The following is a 15,628-nucleotide window of genomic DNA, read 5'->3' as shown; positions in this document are numbered from 1 at the left end:
TGCGTGTAAAAATACACATTAATCTAGCGGTAATCAATGAAATATTTGTAATCAACGATATTTAGATTATATGCAAATAGGTTCATAATGTGTTCATTTTTAAAATTATATGGTGTGGTCGCTTTTATTGGGAACAACTTTAAGTTAGAAATAGTTGTATTTTCGCACTGAATTCGGTTGACATTTTAACAATTATGTTTGTATCATGCGCTAATTCTAAGGACTGAATAATTACCGCGTTAGTGCAACTTTAAGCTGACTATGTTAAATCAAGGATGATAAAATGAGAAAAAAAGATTTTATAAATCAGGTTGATAGCCTTTACTCCTTGGCTTGGTCTCTAACCTGTAACATCTCCTCTTTACTTGATCAAACAGGTATTCCTGCACATCGTGTTTTTTCTGAATCTGTTATAGATCAGTTTTTCTTCTTTTTGAATAATCCTCCAAAGAACGATGGAAATATTATTTTAATTAATGAAAATATATCTAGTTATATTCAAGAGTTAATAGTTTTAAATTCTAAATTAATATCTTCAATCGATCATGTTGTCATCAAGTCTCTAGCTGTTGAAAATCAAGAAAATAAAAGTTCAGGCTTTTTTTCTAGAATTTTAAATGGCAATCGCTGGTCCGATTGTGCGTCAGTGCGTTTTAATAGGGTTATTTGCCCTGTTTATGAAGAGATCCTTTGTAAAAACTGAATAATCAATTTTAAAATATCTAATGAGGTATTAAATGCGTTTTGCAATAAATAAAGTAATCTTAGCTGTGCTGTTAATGTCACTCACTGCGTGCATGAGCACTAATGTAGAGTTAGACATTACAGCAACAGATAATTTAAATTTAAATCAATTTGATGAAGCACTTCCAGTGGTTCTCAGAGTGTATCAATTGTCTGATATTCAGAGCTTTAAAACAGCGACGTTTGAAGAACTTTGGAAGTCAGATAAATCAGTATTAGCAAATTCATTGATCACGTTAGAAGAACGTACTATTAATCCTGCCGAAAAAACAACGATCGCTTTTGAACAAGCTGAAAATGCTCGTTTTGTGGCAATTGTTGCGTTATTCAGAGATCGCCAAGGAGACAAATGGAAAACGTATTATCAATTAGGTGATGGTCCGGTTAAATTATCGACTGCATTAGATGTGCTGATCACAAATAATGAAGTGCAGTTGCCTGACGTGGATGAGGCACAGTAATGAGTACTAAAGCCCCCGTAAAACCCGTCTGGGCTGAAGGTGTATTATTAGCACAACACCATTTTCAGTTATTTGATGAGTATCATGAGCATAATCAAATTGTAAGACAGCGACTTATTTCTCCATTGGTATTTGGTATCCAGCATCTTGCAATTGATGAGTCAGCGTTATCACGTGGGCTATTAAAAATTACTAGCTTCAAATTGTTACTTGAAAATGGTCGATTACTTGATTTTGATCGCCAACAACATGACGAATTAAAGCTGGAATTAGATCCTAACCTAGATGAAGTGATTATTTACATCGCGATTGCTGCCAATAAAATCGTTAGTAATATTGAGGGTTATGCAACAACCGGTCAGCTCAGTGCCTATCATGCAGACTATATTGAGTTAAATGATGATCATGATGCTGCACGTAATCGTGAAGTGCTGATAGCGCACCCTAAATTTATATTATTAACAGATAGTGATGTAAAAACTTATTTTGATACTTTAGCGTGTTTGAAAATAGTCCGCGCAGAAGACGGCTCTTTTGTTGTTAATAAACACTTTGTACCACCACTGTTAAATATCAGTGCTTCGGTATATTTAACTGAGCTATTAAATCGCACCGCAAATTTAGTGAATGCGAAAGTCAATGTGTTGCTTAGTCGCAGGAAAAACTTTGGTTCAGTGACTGACTTTGGTCCAAACGAGATGAATAGCTTTTTATTACTTAATGCGATGGCACCTTCAGCAAAGCGGTTGGATCATTTAAAAAGTTTGTCATTAGTTCATCCAGAGCGTTTGTACTGTGAATTGGTTGATTTGATCAGCTCTGTATCGATGTTTGAACACAGTGATTTAGTAAACCAAGTCCCTCCTTATCAGCATAAACAACTCAGCCATGTATTTGGTAAGTTAGATGAGTTGCTAACTAAGCTACTTGAAGGTGTTGTGCCTAAGAAAATGGCTGGCCTTAAACTTGAAAAAGTTTCCAATGCTATTCATCAGGTTGCGACTATTGACTCAGCAATTTTTGAGCATAACGACTTTTATCTAGCGGTTTATTTTGAAGCTGAGGATACCAAGTGGATTGAAACATTTAGCGACCAAGTTAAAGTTGGCGCAACTGAAAAACTCGATATTATGATTTCATCAGCCCTTGCAGGTGTTCAGCTAACTCACTGCCAACGGCCGCCAAATAAATTAGCAATAAAGAGTGGATATGAATATTTCCGTCTTGAATCACATGGTTACATTTGGCAGCAAATAATCGAAGAGCAGTCGTTAAGTTTATTTATTCCATTTGGTTTGCAAGCTGCGCAAATCGAAATAGTTACTGTCGCACGCAATTAAGTTAGGTGAAATGATGCAACAACAATCACAACAACAAGATTTAATCGCCTGTATATCACCGGTTATAAATGCGTTATCGCCATTAAAGCTCAAGCAATCAACCGATCTTGAGCTGAACGATTTTCGTGATCAGTTATTAAATAGTTTTGATGAGTTTGAGCGTAATTGTTATGCCCAACAAGTGACGACTAGTGTGATGCAAGAAGTAAAATTTGCTCTTACTGCAATGTGCGATGAGTTTGTAATGAGCTCCGGAGCGCATTTTCGTATGGACTGGATGTCACGACCGCTGCAGTTAGAGTTTTTTGGCAATAACCGTGCAGGTGAAGAGTTTTTTGAGCGTTTAGCGACTTTGCGTACTGGCGGTGAAAATAAATTTGCGGCGTTAGAAGTGTACTATATTTGTTTGCAATTGGGTTTTGAAGGTATCTATAAAGTTAAAGGAATAGAACAGCTTAAAGCTTTGATAGTTGACATTCGTGCACAAATTGAAGATGTCAAAGGCACGCCTAATGCACTGCTTTCTGATAATGGCGTACCTGCTGAAGGGTTTGCTATGAAAGTCGGTCGTAATGTCCCTTATTGGGTTATTCTGTCGATTTGTTTAGGCTCAATCGCTTCCCTATTTGCAGGCTTTCATTTTGTGATCAACAAGCAGGCTACACAGAGTACGCAAACCATAAGTAATCAGGTGGAGGTACTCACTCAATTGAATAAAACCAACGAGACACGATAAGGCAATACCATGCAAGGAAGAGTAAATAAAAGTGGCCTAGTGCATTTTTTACTGGGCTTAGTGTCATCTCGCGCCACAGGACAGTTGATCGGTCTAATTGCAGTGCTGAGCATTGTTTGGTTTGCTGGGCGCATGGTGGGCTTAGACACGACTGATAAAAAGCTGATTGCTATGGGAGCAGTTACGGCGGTATTCATTTTATTTATTTTTACTCGTTGGTTATGGACTAAGCGTTCTGGCGATAAGTTAGCTTCTGAACTTGCAAATCACAATGCGGGCTCAAGTGCTGAGCTTGATGAAATAAAAGAAAAAATGCAAGAAGCGTTAGGCTCATTAAAAGCATCGCACTTAGGCGCTGGCTATCGTGGTAATACCGCTCTTTATGCACTACCTTGGTATATGATCATTGGTCCATCAGCGACCGGTAAAAGTACTTTATTTGCTAACTCTGGATTACATTTTCCGTATTCAAACTCTAGCGAACTGCATATTCAAGGTTTTGGTGGCACACGTAACTGTGATTGGTGGTTTTCAGATCAAGCGATCTTAATTGACACCGCAGGACGTTACACAACTGAGCAATCAGAAAACAAAGAGTGGTTATCATTTTTAAATTTACTGAAAAAGTACCGCCCAAAATTACCTATCAATGGCGTAATGGTCGCAATTAGTGTAGCTGATGTTTTAACCTCTGACAGTGAAGAAATTCGCCAGCATGTAAAGTTAGTCCGTGAACGTATTGAAGAGTTGATCACGCAACTAGGTGTTATTTTCCCTGTTTATATCACTTTCACAAAAACCGATTTAATTAGTGGCTTTGAACCTTTTTTTAATGACTTATCTGAAAAAGAGCGCGAGCAAGTGTGGGGCGCATATTTACTTGATATTAGTGAAGATCAAAAAACCGATCCGGCTGAAATGTTCGAGCTCAGAATGGATGAATTATACGAACGTTTGTGCCAGCAACGTTTAAGTAAAGTGGCCCGTGAACGAAATGAGCATCGTAAACAGTTGATCCTTGATTTTCCTAATCAGTTTAAATCGGCCTCAACAAAACTAACCGAATTTGTAAACTTGCTATTTAAAGCGAATCCGTACCAAGAAGTTCCTTGGTTTGCAGGCGTGTATTTTACCTCAGGTACACAAGAGGGCACACCAATTGAGCGAATCACCAACGGTGTACGCGATCAATTTGGCGCGGTTGTGGTTGAACAAAAACAAGAAACAATCACCCAAAGCTATTTTATTAATCGCGTTTTTAATGATGTTGTTTTTAAACTACAAGATTTAACTCGGGGTAATCGTAAAAAGCGCCTAGTTGGGCGTTGGTTAAAAGGTTTAACTGTAACCACGGGGCTTGCCTCAATAGCGGCGATTACAGCGTTATTGATTACCTCATACACCAGTAATCAGTTATTGCTGAACCAAGGCGAAGCTCGCGTGAAAGCGGTGGTTGAAGTTAATGTAAATAAGGCGAAGGCGGATCAAAAGCTAGCTGCAACACTTGCATTATTTGAGCATTATCAGGAGCTTGTAAGTTATGAAAAAAGCTTACCTTGGTATTTTATTTTTGGTATTTACGAAGGTGACGAAACAACTCAAAGTGTCGCGAATGTATTATTTAACCAGTTAAACCAATTGATCACACTTCCTGCTGAAAAACAGGTGTTAGCACAATTAAAACAGTATGAAAGTCGTTGGAACTCTGATGAGCCGGAGTCACGCGTAGGTATTCGACAACCTTATTACGAAGCACTTAAATTACATTTAATGCTAAGCACACACCCCGAACATAAAAATGATGAATTTGCTAAACAGCAGCTACTTAGTTTTATTAGTAATCACTTTAATATTGATTTAACAGCGCAACAAGATACACCCATTTATAGTCAATTAACTGCGTTGTTAGATGTGTACTTAGCTAATTTAGGTACTGATCTAGAGCATCCTGGGAAGATTAATTTTTGGCAAGCAAATGAAACCGCAATTTATACTGCGCGCGAAAGTTTAAATACTCAACCTGAGGCTGAGCCTCTGTATAAGCAAGTGATAACAAGCTTTGCTGAGCGCAAAAAAGCATTACAGCTTAATCAGTTTATGTCGGCTAATAACCGTGATGTATTAAAAAGTAGCTATGCAATTCCTTATGTATATACCAATGCTGGTTGGCAAGAATATGTATATCCTGAAATTAAACGTATTTCACGGTTAGTGTTCTCAGGCGATTGGGTTATGGGCACCAGTAATGACGAAGGGCAAAATGCTGTAGATGAAGCACAAGCTGAGTCCTTAGCCAAAGCAATGCGTGCTTATTACTTTAAGGAATACGGTAATACTTGGTTCGAATTCTTAAATAGTATTCAAGTCCCAGCGTTTAGAGACTTAAACGATGCAAGTATTGATTTTGCTCGCCTTTCATCAAACGATGGCCCATTGATAGATTTAATGATGCTGGTGAACAATAACATAATGGTTGCTGACGAACCTTCAGCCGTTACCGCGAATAATGACAAAATTGCGACCTTAGTTGCCGGTGCTGCCGACGTTGCGCAGAAAAAAGCAGCAAAAGGAAAGCTAGCTAAACAAGCTATTAACAGCCCTGATTTTTCACAAATGAGTACGGTTAGAGCGCCAGAGCTGGAATCTCGCTTTGCTGATTTACGCCGTTTTACACAAAACGATGATAATAAGCGCAGTTCTGATTACATGGGCCAGTACATTAGTTCATTAAGCAGCATCCACTCAGACATAAAAGCGATGGCGGCGAGTAATGAAGATGATGGCCAAGCTATGATTTTTGTCCAAGATTTACTCTCAGGTAATAATCAAACCAATGCTTTGCAGTCTTCATGGATCATCATTGAAAGCCAAACACGTGCTTTAGACCCACAAACAAAAGAAACGTTGGATACTCTTTTCAAAGCGCCTTTACAAGCGGGTATAGCCACAATTATGGCCAAAGCACGAAGCCAGTTAAATGAAGAGTGGGAAAACCAAGTTTATACAATGTACAGCAACAGCATCGCAGGAAAGTACCCATTTAACCTAAATGGACCTGATGCCGCGATTGCTGACGTGTCGGAGTTTTTAAACACTGAGTCGGGCATATTATGGAACTTTACTAACACTCAACTGAAACCTTTTATGAAAGTACGTCGTGGCGTATGGGAAGAAAAACAGTGGAATGGTGTTGGTATTGGCTTTAGTAAAGAATTACTCGATGGTTTAACAAAAGCAAATAAAGTAACACGCTCACTATTTACTAGTGGCGCAGATTCAGCGGGCTTTAATTTTCAGATGATGCCAGTACCACAAAGAGGCATTCGTGAAACTTATTTAGGCTTTTCAGAGCAAGGTTATCGCTATCGTAATGAGCCGGAGGAGTGGCGTAACTTTTCTTGGCCTGGTCGTGGTGCTGCAGAAAAAGCGATTCTTTATGGTTTAGATAATAAAGGCAATCGAATTTCGATTGAGCAAGATGGTCCGTGGGCGCTACTTAAAGTGCTTAATAATGCTAATGTAAAATGGATAAAAGGCACTGAGTTCTTAGCTACATGGGAACTAACCGATAAGTCAGAACAGCAATTAACAGTACAGTTTTCCTTAAAATCAGGGCGTAATAGCGGTATTTTCTCAAAATATATGCTGACTTCGTTTGCTTTACCGAACTCGTTGTTTTCGAAATCGCCGCAATATGCGCAGTCGAATAATAATTCGGTACAGTAGGGGCGGTTATGTTTAATTTATTTTCTAAAAAGAAATCGCCGTTACTAGTAAAACAGTTTTCTTACGGTTATATGGGGAAAACACCAGTACGACCTGATTTTGTGAAGTTAAATATTTCATCGCGTGAATCAGTGGCATTTGATCATTGGTTACAAGAAGGATTTGCTCACCTTAATCGTGGTCGAAAGGCGAATAATGTTGCTGTACTTAATGGTGTTAAATCGTTGTTTTTTGTATCTGGGAACAGTGAAGACAGTAGTTTGCTTGGTATTTTACAACCAAGTAAAGATAGTAGTGGCCGTTTTTACCCTTTTAGCTCTTTTATACATAGCGGATTAGACACTTATAAACGCCATCCAGCATTTTTGTTTTTATATGCTAGTCATGTGATTGAGCACTTAATTGGTGTGAATGATCGCATTAAAGAAGCGCCATCAATTGATGCGATGGCGGAACAAGCTCATGCTTATAACAAGGTTGCTGATGCGTTGAAGCAACAACCAAATTTAAATCAAGAGCTAGATAAACTGCGCATGATACCGATGAGTGTGTTGTGGCAGCATCTCCAGATGAATGATGTGCATAAGCGTGCTGTATTAATTGAAGAACTATCTGCAGTATTGAAGTCGATTGCAAATAGAGGCTGTCTACGCAGTCAATTTGGTATTCGTTTACCAATGCCACAGTTTAGTCATGAGAGCGCCTTGGTCGCTGGGTTTTGGCTGCATTTAATAGCATCTGTGGTTGCTGATCACAACTGGCAACCGTGGTTCTTTTATCAACTAGGGTGTGAAGATCATGCGCCTAGTTTAACGGTGTTTTGTCGTCCTGTATCGGCATCCTATTTTAGCTCGATTTGGTTAAATGAAGACAAATCAACACAAATTATTGATTTGACGAATTTACCACTGAGCAAAGTGCCAAGTGACTACAGTATTAATTTTGCCGATATGGATAACGTAAGTGTATACGATGCACTAAGACGATGGTGTAAAGCATGAGTTTAAAGCAACCACATACTCACAATAGCTGGCAACTATGGCTGGATGAACTTGCTGCACCATTGCAAGGTTTGCCGTGTGGCGAAGATTTAAAATACGAAGAAACATTTAAAAGTCTCAAAGCATCTTCATCGGGTGTTGGTGAGGTTGATTTTAAAGTGATGTTTATTCAAGCAACTGACTTATTACAGAATAAGAGTAAAGATTTACGTATTGTTAGTTACTTATGCTTAGCTGCAACCAGTGAATTTGGGGTGCAGGGGTTAATTAGTTCAATCAAATTGTTTAATAAGATATTGGCTGATTTTAGCAACGACGTACACCCACTTAAAGAGCGCATGCGCAGTGCTGTAAATACCTGGTTTTTACAGCAACAAGAACGTCTAAAAGGGATTTCGCAAAGTCATTCGGCAACCGCAGAACAATGGGCCGAACTAGATGCGGTATTAACCGATTACAACCAACACTCAGTACCATTATTAGATAGTGAATCAGGTCCTTTATCTACTTTAAACGAGTGGACTGACGAGCAAATGAAACGCAACCCAGTTGCAAAGGCAGTCGAGCCGTCAGTTGTTAGTAAAGACGATACTGAACAAGCACCAAGCGACGGTACACCGGCAATACATTCAACATCATCAGTGCACAGCTCTGTAAGTCAAGTTGCAAGTATTACGGTTGGTGATCTCAGCAGTGACACGGCTTATTTATCAGCTATTCGTGAATTACTGAATTTTGATAAAGAACAAAATAACATCGAGCGGGTGATTAAATTATCACGTGCTGCACGTTGGTCTGGGTTGAAAATACCGGCTAATGAAAATGGTAAAACACGCTTACCAGCACCAAGAGCTGCGGCTTTTGCACCGATTGAAAATGCACTTGCCAGTGAACAACCAGAGCAGGCACTCATGCTTGCAGAAGGCTTATTTATGGAAGGTGCGATGCAATTTAATCTCAACTTACAAATGTTGGTATTAAGTGCGTTAAAACAATTAAATAAAGGCAAGCTAAGTCACTGGCTTGAGCAGCAATTGATTAATTTAACTAGTCAGTTTCCGCTTTTAACTCATTTACAGTACGACGATGGCACAGGGTTATGCAGCCCAGCCAATAAAGAAACGTTACTTGAAATTAGCAATGCACAAACGCCAGCAAGCAATAATTCGCAAGGCAATATTTTTGATGAACATTATAGCTTATTGGCTGATGAAGTAGTGCAAGGACAACTCAGTGCTGCGCTTAGCAAGGTTGAGCAATTAAGTACCCCTACCGGGTTTGACCAATCACAAAGCCAATTATTAAAAGCCAAGTTGTTACTTAAAGCGGAGCATTATGAACACGCTTTGGCAATTTTAACCGAATTACTTGAGCAAATTGAAACTTTTCAATTAGCGAAGTGGCAACAACATTTTTGCATGGAAGTATGGCGTTTTGCCAAGCAATGTTACGCCAATCTGTCGTTGGCAGAAAGTGATGAAATGAGTTTAGCTGCTAAGCAAATTAGTCAGCGAATGATGGTAACCAATCCGGCTCAAGCAATAGCTTGGATTTAGTTACAAGAGCCTGACTAATGGGTCGAGGTTAATTGGAATTGATACAAACTGCAAAGGAAGAAACATGACAGATACATTTCAAAAAGAGATCCCAAGAGCTCGGATCAATATCTCTTTAGAGCTTGATACGGATGGCGCATCGCAAAAAAGCGAATTGCCACTAAAAATGCTGGTAATTGGTGATTACTCTAATGGTTTAAATACCCAAGACCTTGCTGAGCGTGAACGCGTAACAATCAATAAAAATAATATTGAGCAAGTGTTAAAAGATATGGCACCAAAGGCAAACTTTCAAGTTGCTAATAAGATCAAAGGCGATGGCGAGATCAACGTGAATTTACAGTTTGATTCGTTTAAATCGTTTGATCCAGAATCAGTTGCTTCACAGGTACCTGAGTTAAATAAAATGATGGCAATGCGTAACTTACTGCGTGACTTGAAATCGAATCTTTTGGATAACTCATCATTACGTAAAGAACTAGAGCGGGTATTACAAAACCAGCCAGAACTTGATGAGTTAAAAGCTAAGCTGGATGAAATTGCCCCGCTTGCTTCTGAAGACGAAAAACACCCAGTTACTGAATAAGGACGTTACCATGTCAATGCAAGAACAATTAAACGTTGCAGCTCATTCAATTGAGCAAGCTCCGGTATCAACCTACGAAAGCCTTTGTAACTTGGTCGATATTGCCCCAGTTGCAGATGAGATCAAATTAGACACTTTTCGTGATGCCAGCAACCTTGCTGAAACCCGTGCGAATGAGCGTTTAACAGCGGCAATCAATGTATTTTTAGATATGGCTGGCAGCAGCGGCCAAGAAGTTACGCGTATCGATAAGTTGTTGTTAGATGACTATATTGCGAAAGTTGATACGATTATCTCACAGCAGTTAGACCAGATTTTACATAATCCAAACTTCCAAAAAATGGAATCAGCTTGGCGTTCATTGCGTTATTTAATTAATCGCACGCCAAACAATGCCAACATCAAAATCGAAATGCTCGACGTTGATAAAGAAACCCTGCGTGATGACTTTGAAGAAGCACCTGATACCACGCAATCAGCATTGTACAAGCATGTTTATACCTCAGATTACGACACCCCAGGTGGCGAACCAGTATCGACTATGGTATCGAACTTTGAGTTTGATTGTTCAGCGCCAGATGTTTCATTACTACAAGAAATTTCACGCGTATCAGCTGCGGCGCACTGCCCATTTATGGGCAGCGTAGGACCTAAGTTTTTCTTGAAAGACTCACTTGATGAAGTATCTAAAATTCAAGATATTGGTTCGTACATGGAGCGTGCTGAATTTTTACGTTGGAAAAACTTCCGTGAATCAGAAGATTCACGCTATATCGGCCTAGCGTTCCCACGTTTCTTATTGCGCTTACCGTATGGTGAAACTAATCCACTGCGTAACTTTAACTACCAAGAAGATGTAAACAGTGAACACCATGAGCGCTATTTATGGGGTAACGCAACGTTTGCTTTTGCCGCCAATATTATTCGCAGTTTCCATGATAATGGTTGGGCAGTTAACATTCGTGGCCCACAGTCGGGCGGTAAAGTTGAGAATTTACCACTTCATTCATTCGAAGCAGGTAAAGGCTCAGAAACTAAGATCCCAACAGAAGTATTGATCTCAGAGACTAAAGAGCTTGAATTTGCTAACCAAGGGTTTATTCCACTTAGTTATTATAAAAATTCAGACTTTGCGTGTTTCTTCTCAGCTAATAGTGCGCAAAAGCCACAAGTGCTTGAAACGCCAGAAGCAACCTCAAACGCACGTATTAACTCGCGTTTACCGTATATCTTCTTAGTATCGCGCATTGCGCATTACTTAAAAGTGTTACAACGTGAAAACATAGGTTCTAGCAAACCACGCCACGAATTAGAGCAGCAGCTTAATGATTGGTTAGGTGCGTTAGTTACGAAAATGAACAACCCAGATGAGTCGTTAATTGCAACGCACCCATTAAAAGATGCCAAAGTGACTGTTGCTGAAATTCCGGGTAACCCTGGTTATTACCGCGTTAGTACTTACATAGTGCCGCATTTCCAAGTGGAAGGTATTGATGTGCGTTTGGCATTAGTAGGGCAGATGCCTGGCGAAAAATGAACTGCCAAGCCGCCGATGAAACGCATTTAACGCAGGCTTTTAAAGTGTAAATACGTCAATTTGGTGAGTAGCTGGTTGGTGTAAAAATGTAGATGGAAAAAATTGCCCCAAGTTGGTTGCATCCAACTTGGGACATGTTCCCCAGTGGCATGAAGCAGAGGGCTTTTTGGGGGGCATAAACATGGTTGTTTATGCCAATGCCAACTAACAGGAAACACTTCATTCTAAAAGGAGAATAATGAAATGGCAATTCCAGCGTATATGTGGTTAAAGGATGACCAAGGTAATGACATCAAAGGTTCTGTAACTGTTGCAGAGCGTGAAGGTTCAATTGAGATCCTACACTTTGATCATGAACTTCGCATTCCTACAGATAACGACACGGGTGAACTTACAGGTACACGTAAGCATGAACCGTTTGTAATTACTAAAGCGGTAGATGCAGCTACACCGTATCTGTATAAAGCGTGCTCGAACGGTCAAACACTTAAGCAACTTGAGCTTAAATGGTACCGTATCGATGACACAGGGACTGAGCGTGAGTATTTCTGCCACAAGTTGGAAGATGTAAAAATTACGTCAATCTCACCAACAATGCACAACGTAAAAGACTTAGACAAGGAGCGTTATCCGCACCTTGAAACAGTATGTTTACGTTATAAGCGCATTACTTGGACATACCTTGATGGCAACATCGAGTTCTCTGACTCTTGGACTGAAGGTCGATAAGTCGGAATTTTTAAAGGATATGCGCAAGCATATCCTTTTATCAGAGGTAAGTTCATGGCGTTATTCGATTTTTTAACTCAACCTGTCATTCGTAATGGACATCAAGGTTTTCAGACTGATGAGCAAAATAGTGTCTGTAACCATCTTAATGAGCTGCTTAATGCTCGCCGTGGGGTGTTAAAGCATTTGGCTGATTATGGTTTGCCCGATGTTGAAGATATTTACGAAGGTTTGCCTTATTCGCAACATACTTTGGCGTTTGAGGTTAAAAAATTGATTGAGAAATATGAGCCAAGAGTGCGTTATGCCAATGTTATTCCAATGGAAATACGTGAAGAAAATTGCGTGATCCGACTGGATATTCAAGCATTTCTAACCAGTGGCCAATGTATTAAGTTAAACACGCGGTTTGAATCAGGCGGTAAGGCTGATGTAATGCAGCACGCTAAAAATGGTGATTAATATTTCAATGAAAAGGATATTTTAATGCAGCAATATTTTGATGCTCAAATGCGTTTATTAACGCAGGCCGGTAAACAGTTTGCACAACATTATCCTGAGCATGCGGGCATGTTAAATATTGATGCCTTAAAAGATCGCGACCCGCATATAGAGCGTTTACTCGAAGGTATGGCGTATTTAACTGCGCACACACAAAAACGCTTGGATGAATCAGTACCAGAAGTGTCAGAGCAAGTGCTGCGTCAATTATGTCCTATTCTGCTTAGTTATTACCCTTCAAGTACGGTAGTTAAATTTAGCCCTAAGCTGGCAATGCAAAAGACCCATATGATTGAAAAGGGTCTCACATTAAAAGCAGATACCGCTGTTGTTGATCACAAAAATATTACTTTTACCACCACGCATAATCTAACAGTAGCACCATTCGATGTTGAGCATGTGCGCTACCAAGAATCACATTTAGGTGCAGAGCTGCGCATTGGTTTACGTTTTGTATGCCAAGGTGAGCGTAAAAATTATGACTTATCAAACTTGCAGTTTTATTTACGCGGCGATACCCCGTTATGTAGCTCTTTATTTAAGCTGCTGCAAACGGCAGAGAAACATGCTGAACTTGATTTTGGCCCTGCGCATTTTGAGCATAATAAAAAGCTTAAAGTAAAAGGTTGCAGTGCCAGTTATTTAAATATTGATGGGGCTCTTTTACCGAGTGCTGAGCAAAGCCATCCAGGCTATGCATTATTACTAGATTACTTTAATGCCAAAGATCGTTTTTACTTTTTAACTTTTACAGGTTTGCAAGACGTTGAGTTTGCAGATCATATAGACCGCTTTGAAATAGTTTTTCGTGGCTCAAGTAAATTACCACCCGGACACCAATTATCCCGTGAAAACCTACTGATAAACTGCGTGCCTGCAATTAATTTATTTTCCCAAGCGGCAGAGCCAATCAGAATCGAACCCAATCGTACCGACTATATGATCACCGCAGATCAAAATCGTACCGATCATATTTTCAGTTACACCGTCGATTCGGTAATGGGGCGCAACTCGCTCAGTGGTAAAACCTATGATTATACACCTCGTTATCAAAGTGTATTTGAAGATGAGAAAAAGCTATTTACCGTATTAACTAAAGATGTGGGTGCAGCTGCGCCAACTCATTACTTACAGTTGCCTTTCAATCTAAATGATGAAAAAGAAACACTATCTGTTGATTTAACTGCTTTTAATGCAGGCTGGCCTCGGCAACTACTGCAAGAAGGTGATTTAAATATTGGCGGGCGCGATATGCCAAGTATTGCCGAGGTTGAGAATGTTATTAGGCCTACTAATTATTTACCGTGCCCAGATCAACCAAAACATTGGCAGCTGATCAGCTTACTTAATGTTAAGTTTTCCCAAATAACTCAAGTAACCGAGCTTAAACGTTTATTAGTGCTATTTGATTGGTCGCAAAAAGCTGAGAATCGCTTGCGTATTGAGAGCATTCAAAAAATAACGGCTACTCCGATCAGCCAAATAAAGCGTGGAATTTTTATTAAAGGCGTAGATGTATTAATTGATATCGATGAAAGTAAGTTTGTGTGCGATGCCGATCTTTATCATTTTTGTAATATGTTGCACCAATTCTTTTTAATGTACGCACCAATTAATGAAAGTGTGCAGACTCGCGTTAATGCTATTCCTAGCTATAAAACCTGGTGTTGGGATATTGAGCCGGGCAAGAGTTATCAATTATGAGTGTGCATGAACCAGCCATAAAGCATCCCGTTTGGGCTAAATTGCCCAAACCGATTGAGCAATTAATTGCTAAGCCTTGGCAGTTTAATTTATTTAAAGCGATGAGCTTAATTGAAAAGCATTGGGCAACGCCTCACGAACTTGACAAAGGCATTAGTGAGCGGGTGATGTTTAAGCCCTATAAAGAGCTTGGCTTTCCAGCAACCGATGTACGTGCGTGTAGCTTAGATAACCAAGGACGCGGGCGACTCAGTTTATCAACGTCATTCTTGGGTTTGTATGGGGTTGATGCGCCGATGCCGCATTACCTGTTAGAGCAAGCAGCAAGTGATGACGAAAGTGGTGACAGGGTTCGGCAATTTTTAGATATGTTTAATCATATTTTATATTGCCAACTTTTTCAGGCGTGGAAAAAGTCACAAATCAATGTTGCAGGACGTGGTGCAGATCAATTTGATCATTTAATAGAAGCCATTTTATCTACAAAAACAGATCAAAAAGTACAATGCGGCATTGCTAGCTTAAAACAAACCAGTGCAGCAGGCTTAACTCAATTACTGAAACATACACTTGCAGTGAAAGAGCTGCATGTTGACGATACCCGCGCTAATTGGCAAACAATTGATGCCCCAAGTACATTTGGTGATGATGCCCAGATGGTACTCGGTGGTTCCGCGGTATTAGGTAGCAAAGTATTAGTAAGTGGCAGTATTTTAACAATTGCCATCGGCCCTGTAGACAGTGAAACTGCCATTAGTTTGAACCCTTTGCATGAGCAAGGTAAAAAAATGGCGGCGTTATTAAGCACTCACTTACCAAATAATGTGCAGTGGTTATGCCAAATCAAAGTGGCTAACGAAGCTGTAGAGCAACAGGCAATCGGTGTGTCACCGTTAATACTTGGACACAACAGTTATTTAGGTAGTGCTGCGGCAAACACAACCGTACACAGCTATACCCATCTTCAATATCAACATTAGTAAGAAACCAGATTTAAGGACAAAACA

13 protein-coding genes are annotated in these 15,628 nt (G+C 39.7%); all 13 read left to right on the top strand.

The genetic code is table 11. The features are described from left to right. Positions 1-283 precede the first annotated feature (283 nt). The 13 genes from H5180_RS01230 (at position 284) to tssG (ending at position 15,601) form a co-directional block, all read left to right on the top strand. Positions 284-703, top strand: a complete 420-nt coding sequence (locus tag H5180_RS01230) for a hypothetical protein (protein ID WP_182730837.1) — start codon at positions 284-286, stop codon at positions 701-703. Between the two features lie 34 nt (positions 704-737). Continuing rightward, positions 738-1,205, top strand: coding sequence for a type VI secretion system lipoprotein TssJ (gene tssJ, locus H5180_RS01225; protein ID WP_145242499.1), 468 nt, complete (start codon positions 738-740; stop codon positions 1,203-1,205). Further along, positions 1,205-2,545: a type VI secretion system baseplate subunit TssK gene (gene tssK / locus H5180_RS01220; RefSeq protein ID WP_182757499.1), complete on the top strand. Its 1,341-nt coding sequence runs from the start codon at positions 1,205-1,207 to the stop codon at positions 2,543-2,545. The genes tssJ and tssK overlap by 1 nt, the downstream gene beginning before the upstream one ends. A gap of 13 nt (positions 2,546-2,558) precedes the next feature. Then, the gene (gene icmH / locus H5180_RS01215; protein ID WP_182719396.1) at positions 2,559-3,281 is read left to right on the top strand and encodes a type IVB secretion system protein IcmH/DotU; all 723 of its coding nucleotides are present in this window, start codon (positions 2,559-2,561) and stop codon (positions 3,279-3,281) included. A 9-nt stretch (positions 3,282-3,290) separates the two neighbouring features. Next, a complete protein-coding gene (gene tssM / locus H5180_RS01210) occupies positions 3,291-7,007 on the top strand; it encodes a type VI secretion system membrane subunit TssM (RefSeq protein WP_182757498.1) in 3,717 nt (1,238 codons plus the stop codon). Positions 7,008-7,015: 8 nt separating this feature from the next. Beyond that, positions 7,016-8,008, top strand: a complete 993-nt coding sequence (gene tagF, locus H5180_RS01205) for a type VI secretion system-associated protein TagF (protein ID WP_182730835.1) — start codon at positions 7,016-7,018, stop codon at positions 8,006-8,008. After that, positions 8,005-9,564, top strand: coding sequence for a TssA family type VI secretion system protein (locus H5180_RS01200; RefSeq protein ID WP_182733902.1), 1,560 nt, complete (start codon positions 8,005-8,007; stop codon positions 9,562-9,564). The genes tagF and H5180_RS01200 overlap by 4 nt, the downstream gene beginning before the upstream one ends. Positions 9,565-9,628: 64 nt before the next feature. Then, positions 9,629-10,150 carry a type VI secretion system contractile sheath small subunit gene (gene tssB / locus H5180_RS01195; RefSeq protein WP_145242489.1) on the top strand — a complete coding sequence of 174 codons (522 nt, stop codon included), beginning with the start codon at positions 9,629-9,631 and terminating at the stop codon, positions 10,148-10,150. 10 nt (positions 10,151-10,160) lie between these two features. Next, complete coding sequence (gene tssC, locus H5180_RS01190) at positions 10,161-11,687, top strand: type VI secretion system contractile sheath large subunit (protein WP_145242487.1); 1,527 nt, start codon at positions 10,161-10,163, stop codon at positions 11,685-11,687. Between the two features lie 243 nt (positions 11,688-11,930). Next, a complete protein-coding gene (locus tag H5180_RS01185; RefSeq protein ID WP_007584479.1) occupies positions 11,931-12,416 on the top strand; it encodes an Hcp family type VI secretion system effector in 486 nt (161 codons plus the stop codon). A gap of 54 nt (positions 12,417-12,470) precedes the next feature. Beyond that, on the top strand, positions 12,471-12,878 hold the full coding sequence (gene tssE, locus H5180_RS01180; protein ID WP_145242485.1) for a type VI secretion system baseplate subunit TssE: 408 nt from the start codon (positions 12,471-12,473) through the stop codon (positions 12,876-12,878). A gap of 24 nt (positions 12,879-12,902) precedes the next feature. Continuing rightward, a complete protein-coding gene (gene tssF, locus H5180_RS01175) occupies positions 12,903-14,621 on the top strand; it encodes a type VI secretion system baseplate subunit TssF (RefSeq protein WP_145242483.1) in 1,719 nt (572 codons plus the stop codon). Further along, complete coding sequence (gene tssG, locus H5180_RS01170) at positions 14,618-15,601, top strand: type VI secretion system baseplate subunit TssG (RefSeq protein WP_220491355.1); 984 nt, start codon at positions 14,618-14,620, stop codon at positions 15,599-15,601. Before tssF ends, tssG begins: the two co-directional genes overlap by 4 nt. The last annotated feature ends 27 nt before the right edge of the window (positions 15,602-15,628 follow it).

Origin of the sequence: Pseudoalteromonas sp. SR41-4, from assembly GCF_014163985.1 — a bacterium.
In the GTDB taxonomy this organism is placed as follows: domain Bacteria; phylum Pseudomonadota; class Gammaproteobacteria; order Enterobacterales; family Alteromonadaceae; genus Pseudoalteromonas; species Pseudoalteromonas rhizosphaerae.
Note: the sequence above shows the minus strand (reverse complement) of the source record. Positions and strands in the feature narration are given on the sequence as shown.

Excerpts from the sequence above, each read along its gene's own strand:
- H5180_RS01230 (WP_182730837.1), top strand. The coding sequence starts at position 284 with ATGAGAAAAAAAGATTTTATAAATCAGGTTGATAGCCTTTACTCCTTG.
- tssJ (WP_145242499.1), top strand. The coding sequence starts at position 738 with ATGCGTTTTGCAATAAATAAAGTAATCTTAGCTGTGCTGTTAATGTCA.
- tssK (WP_182757499.1), top strand. The coding sequence starts at position 1,205 with ATGAGTACTAAAGCCCCCGTAAAACCCGTCTGGGCTGAAGGTGTATTA.
- icmH (WP_182719396.1), top strand. The coding sequence starts at position 2,559 with ATGCAACAACAATCACAACAACAAGATTTAATCGCCTGTATATCACCG.
- tssM (WP_182757498.1), top strand. The coding sequence starts at position 3,291 with ATGCAAGGAAGAGTAAATAAAAGTGGCCTAGTGCATTTTTTACTGGGC.
- tagF (WP_182730835.1), top strand. The coding sequence starts at position 7,016 with ATGTTTAATTTATTTTCTAAAAAGAAATCGCCGTTACTAGTAAAACAG.
- H5180_RS01200 (WP_182733902.1), top strand. The coding sequence starts at position 8,005 with ATGAGTTTAAAGCAACCACATACTCACAATAGCTGGCAACTATGGCTG.
- tssB (WP_145242489.1), top strand. The coding sequence starts at position 9,629 with ATGACAGATACATTTCAAAAAGAGATCCCAAGAGCTCGGATCAATATC.
- tssC (WP_145242487.1), top strand. The coding sequence starts at position 10,161 with ATGTCAATGCAAGAACAATTAAACGTTGCAGCTCATTCAATTGAGCAA.
- H5180_RS01185 (WP_007584479.1), top strand. The coding sequence starts at position 11,931 with ATGGCAATTCCAGCGTATATGTGGTTAAAGGATGACCAAGGTAATGAC.
- tssE (WP_145242485.1), top strand. The coding sequence starts at position 12,471 with ATGGCGTTATTCGATTTTTTAACTCAACCTGTCATTCGTAATGGACAT.
- tssF (WP_145242483.1), top strand. The coding sequence starts at position 12,903 with ATGCAGCAATATTTTGATGCTCAAATGCGTTTATTAACGCAGGCCGGT.
- tssG (WP_220491355.1), top strand. The coding sequence starts at position 14,618 with ATGAGTGTGCATGAACCAGCCATAAAGCATCCCGTTTGGGCTAAATTG.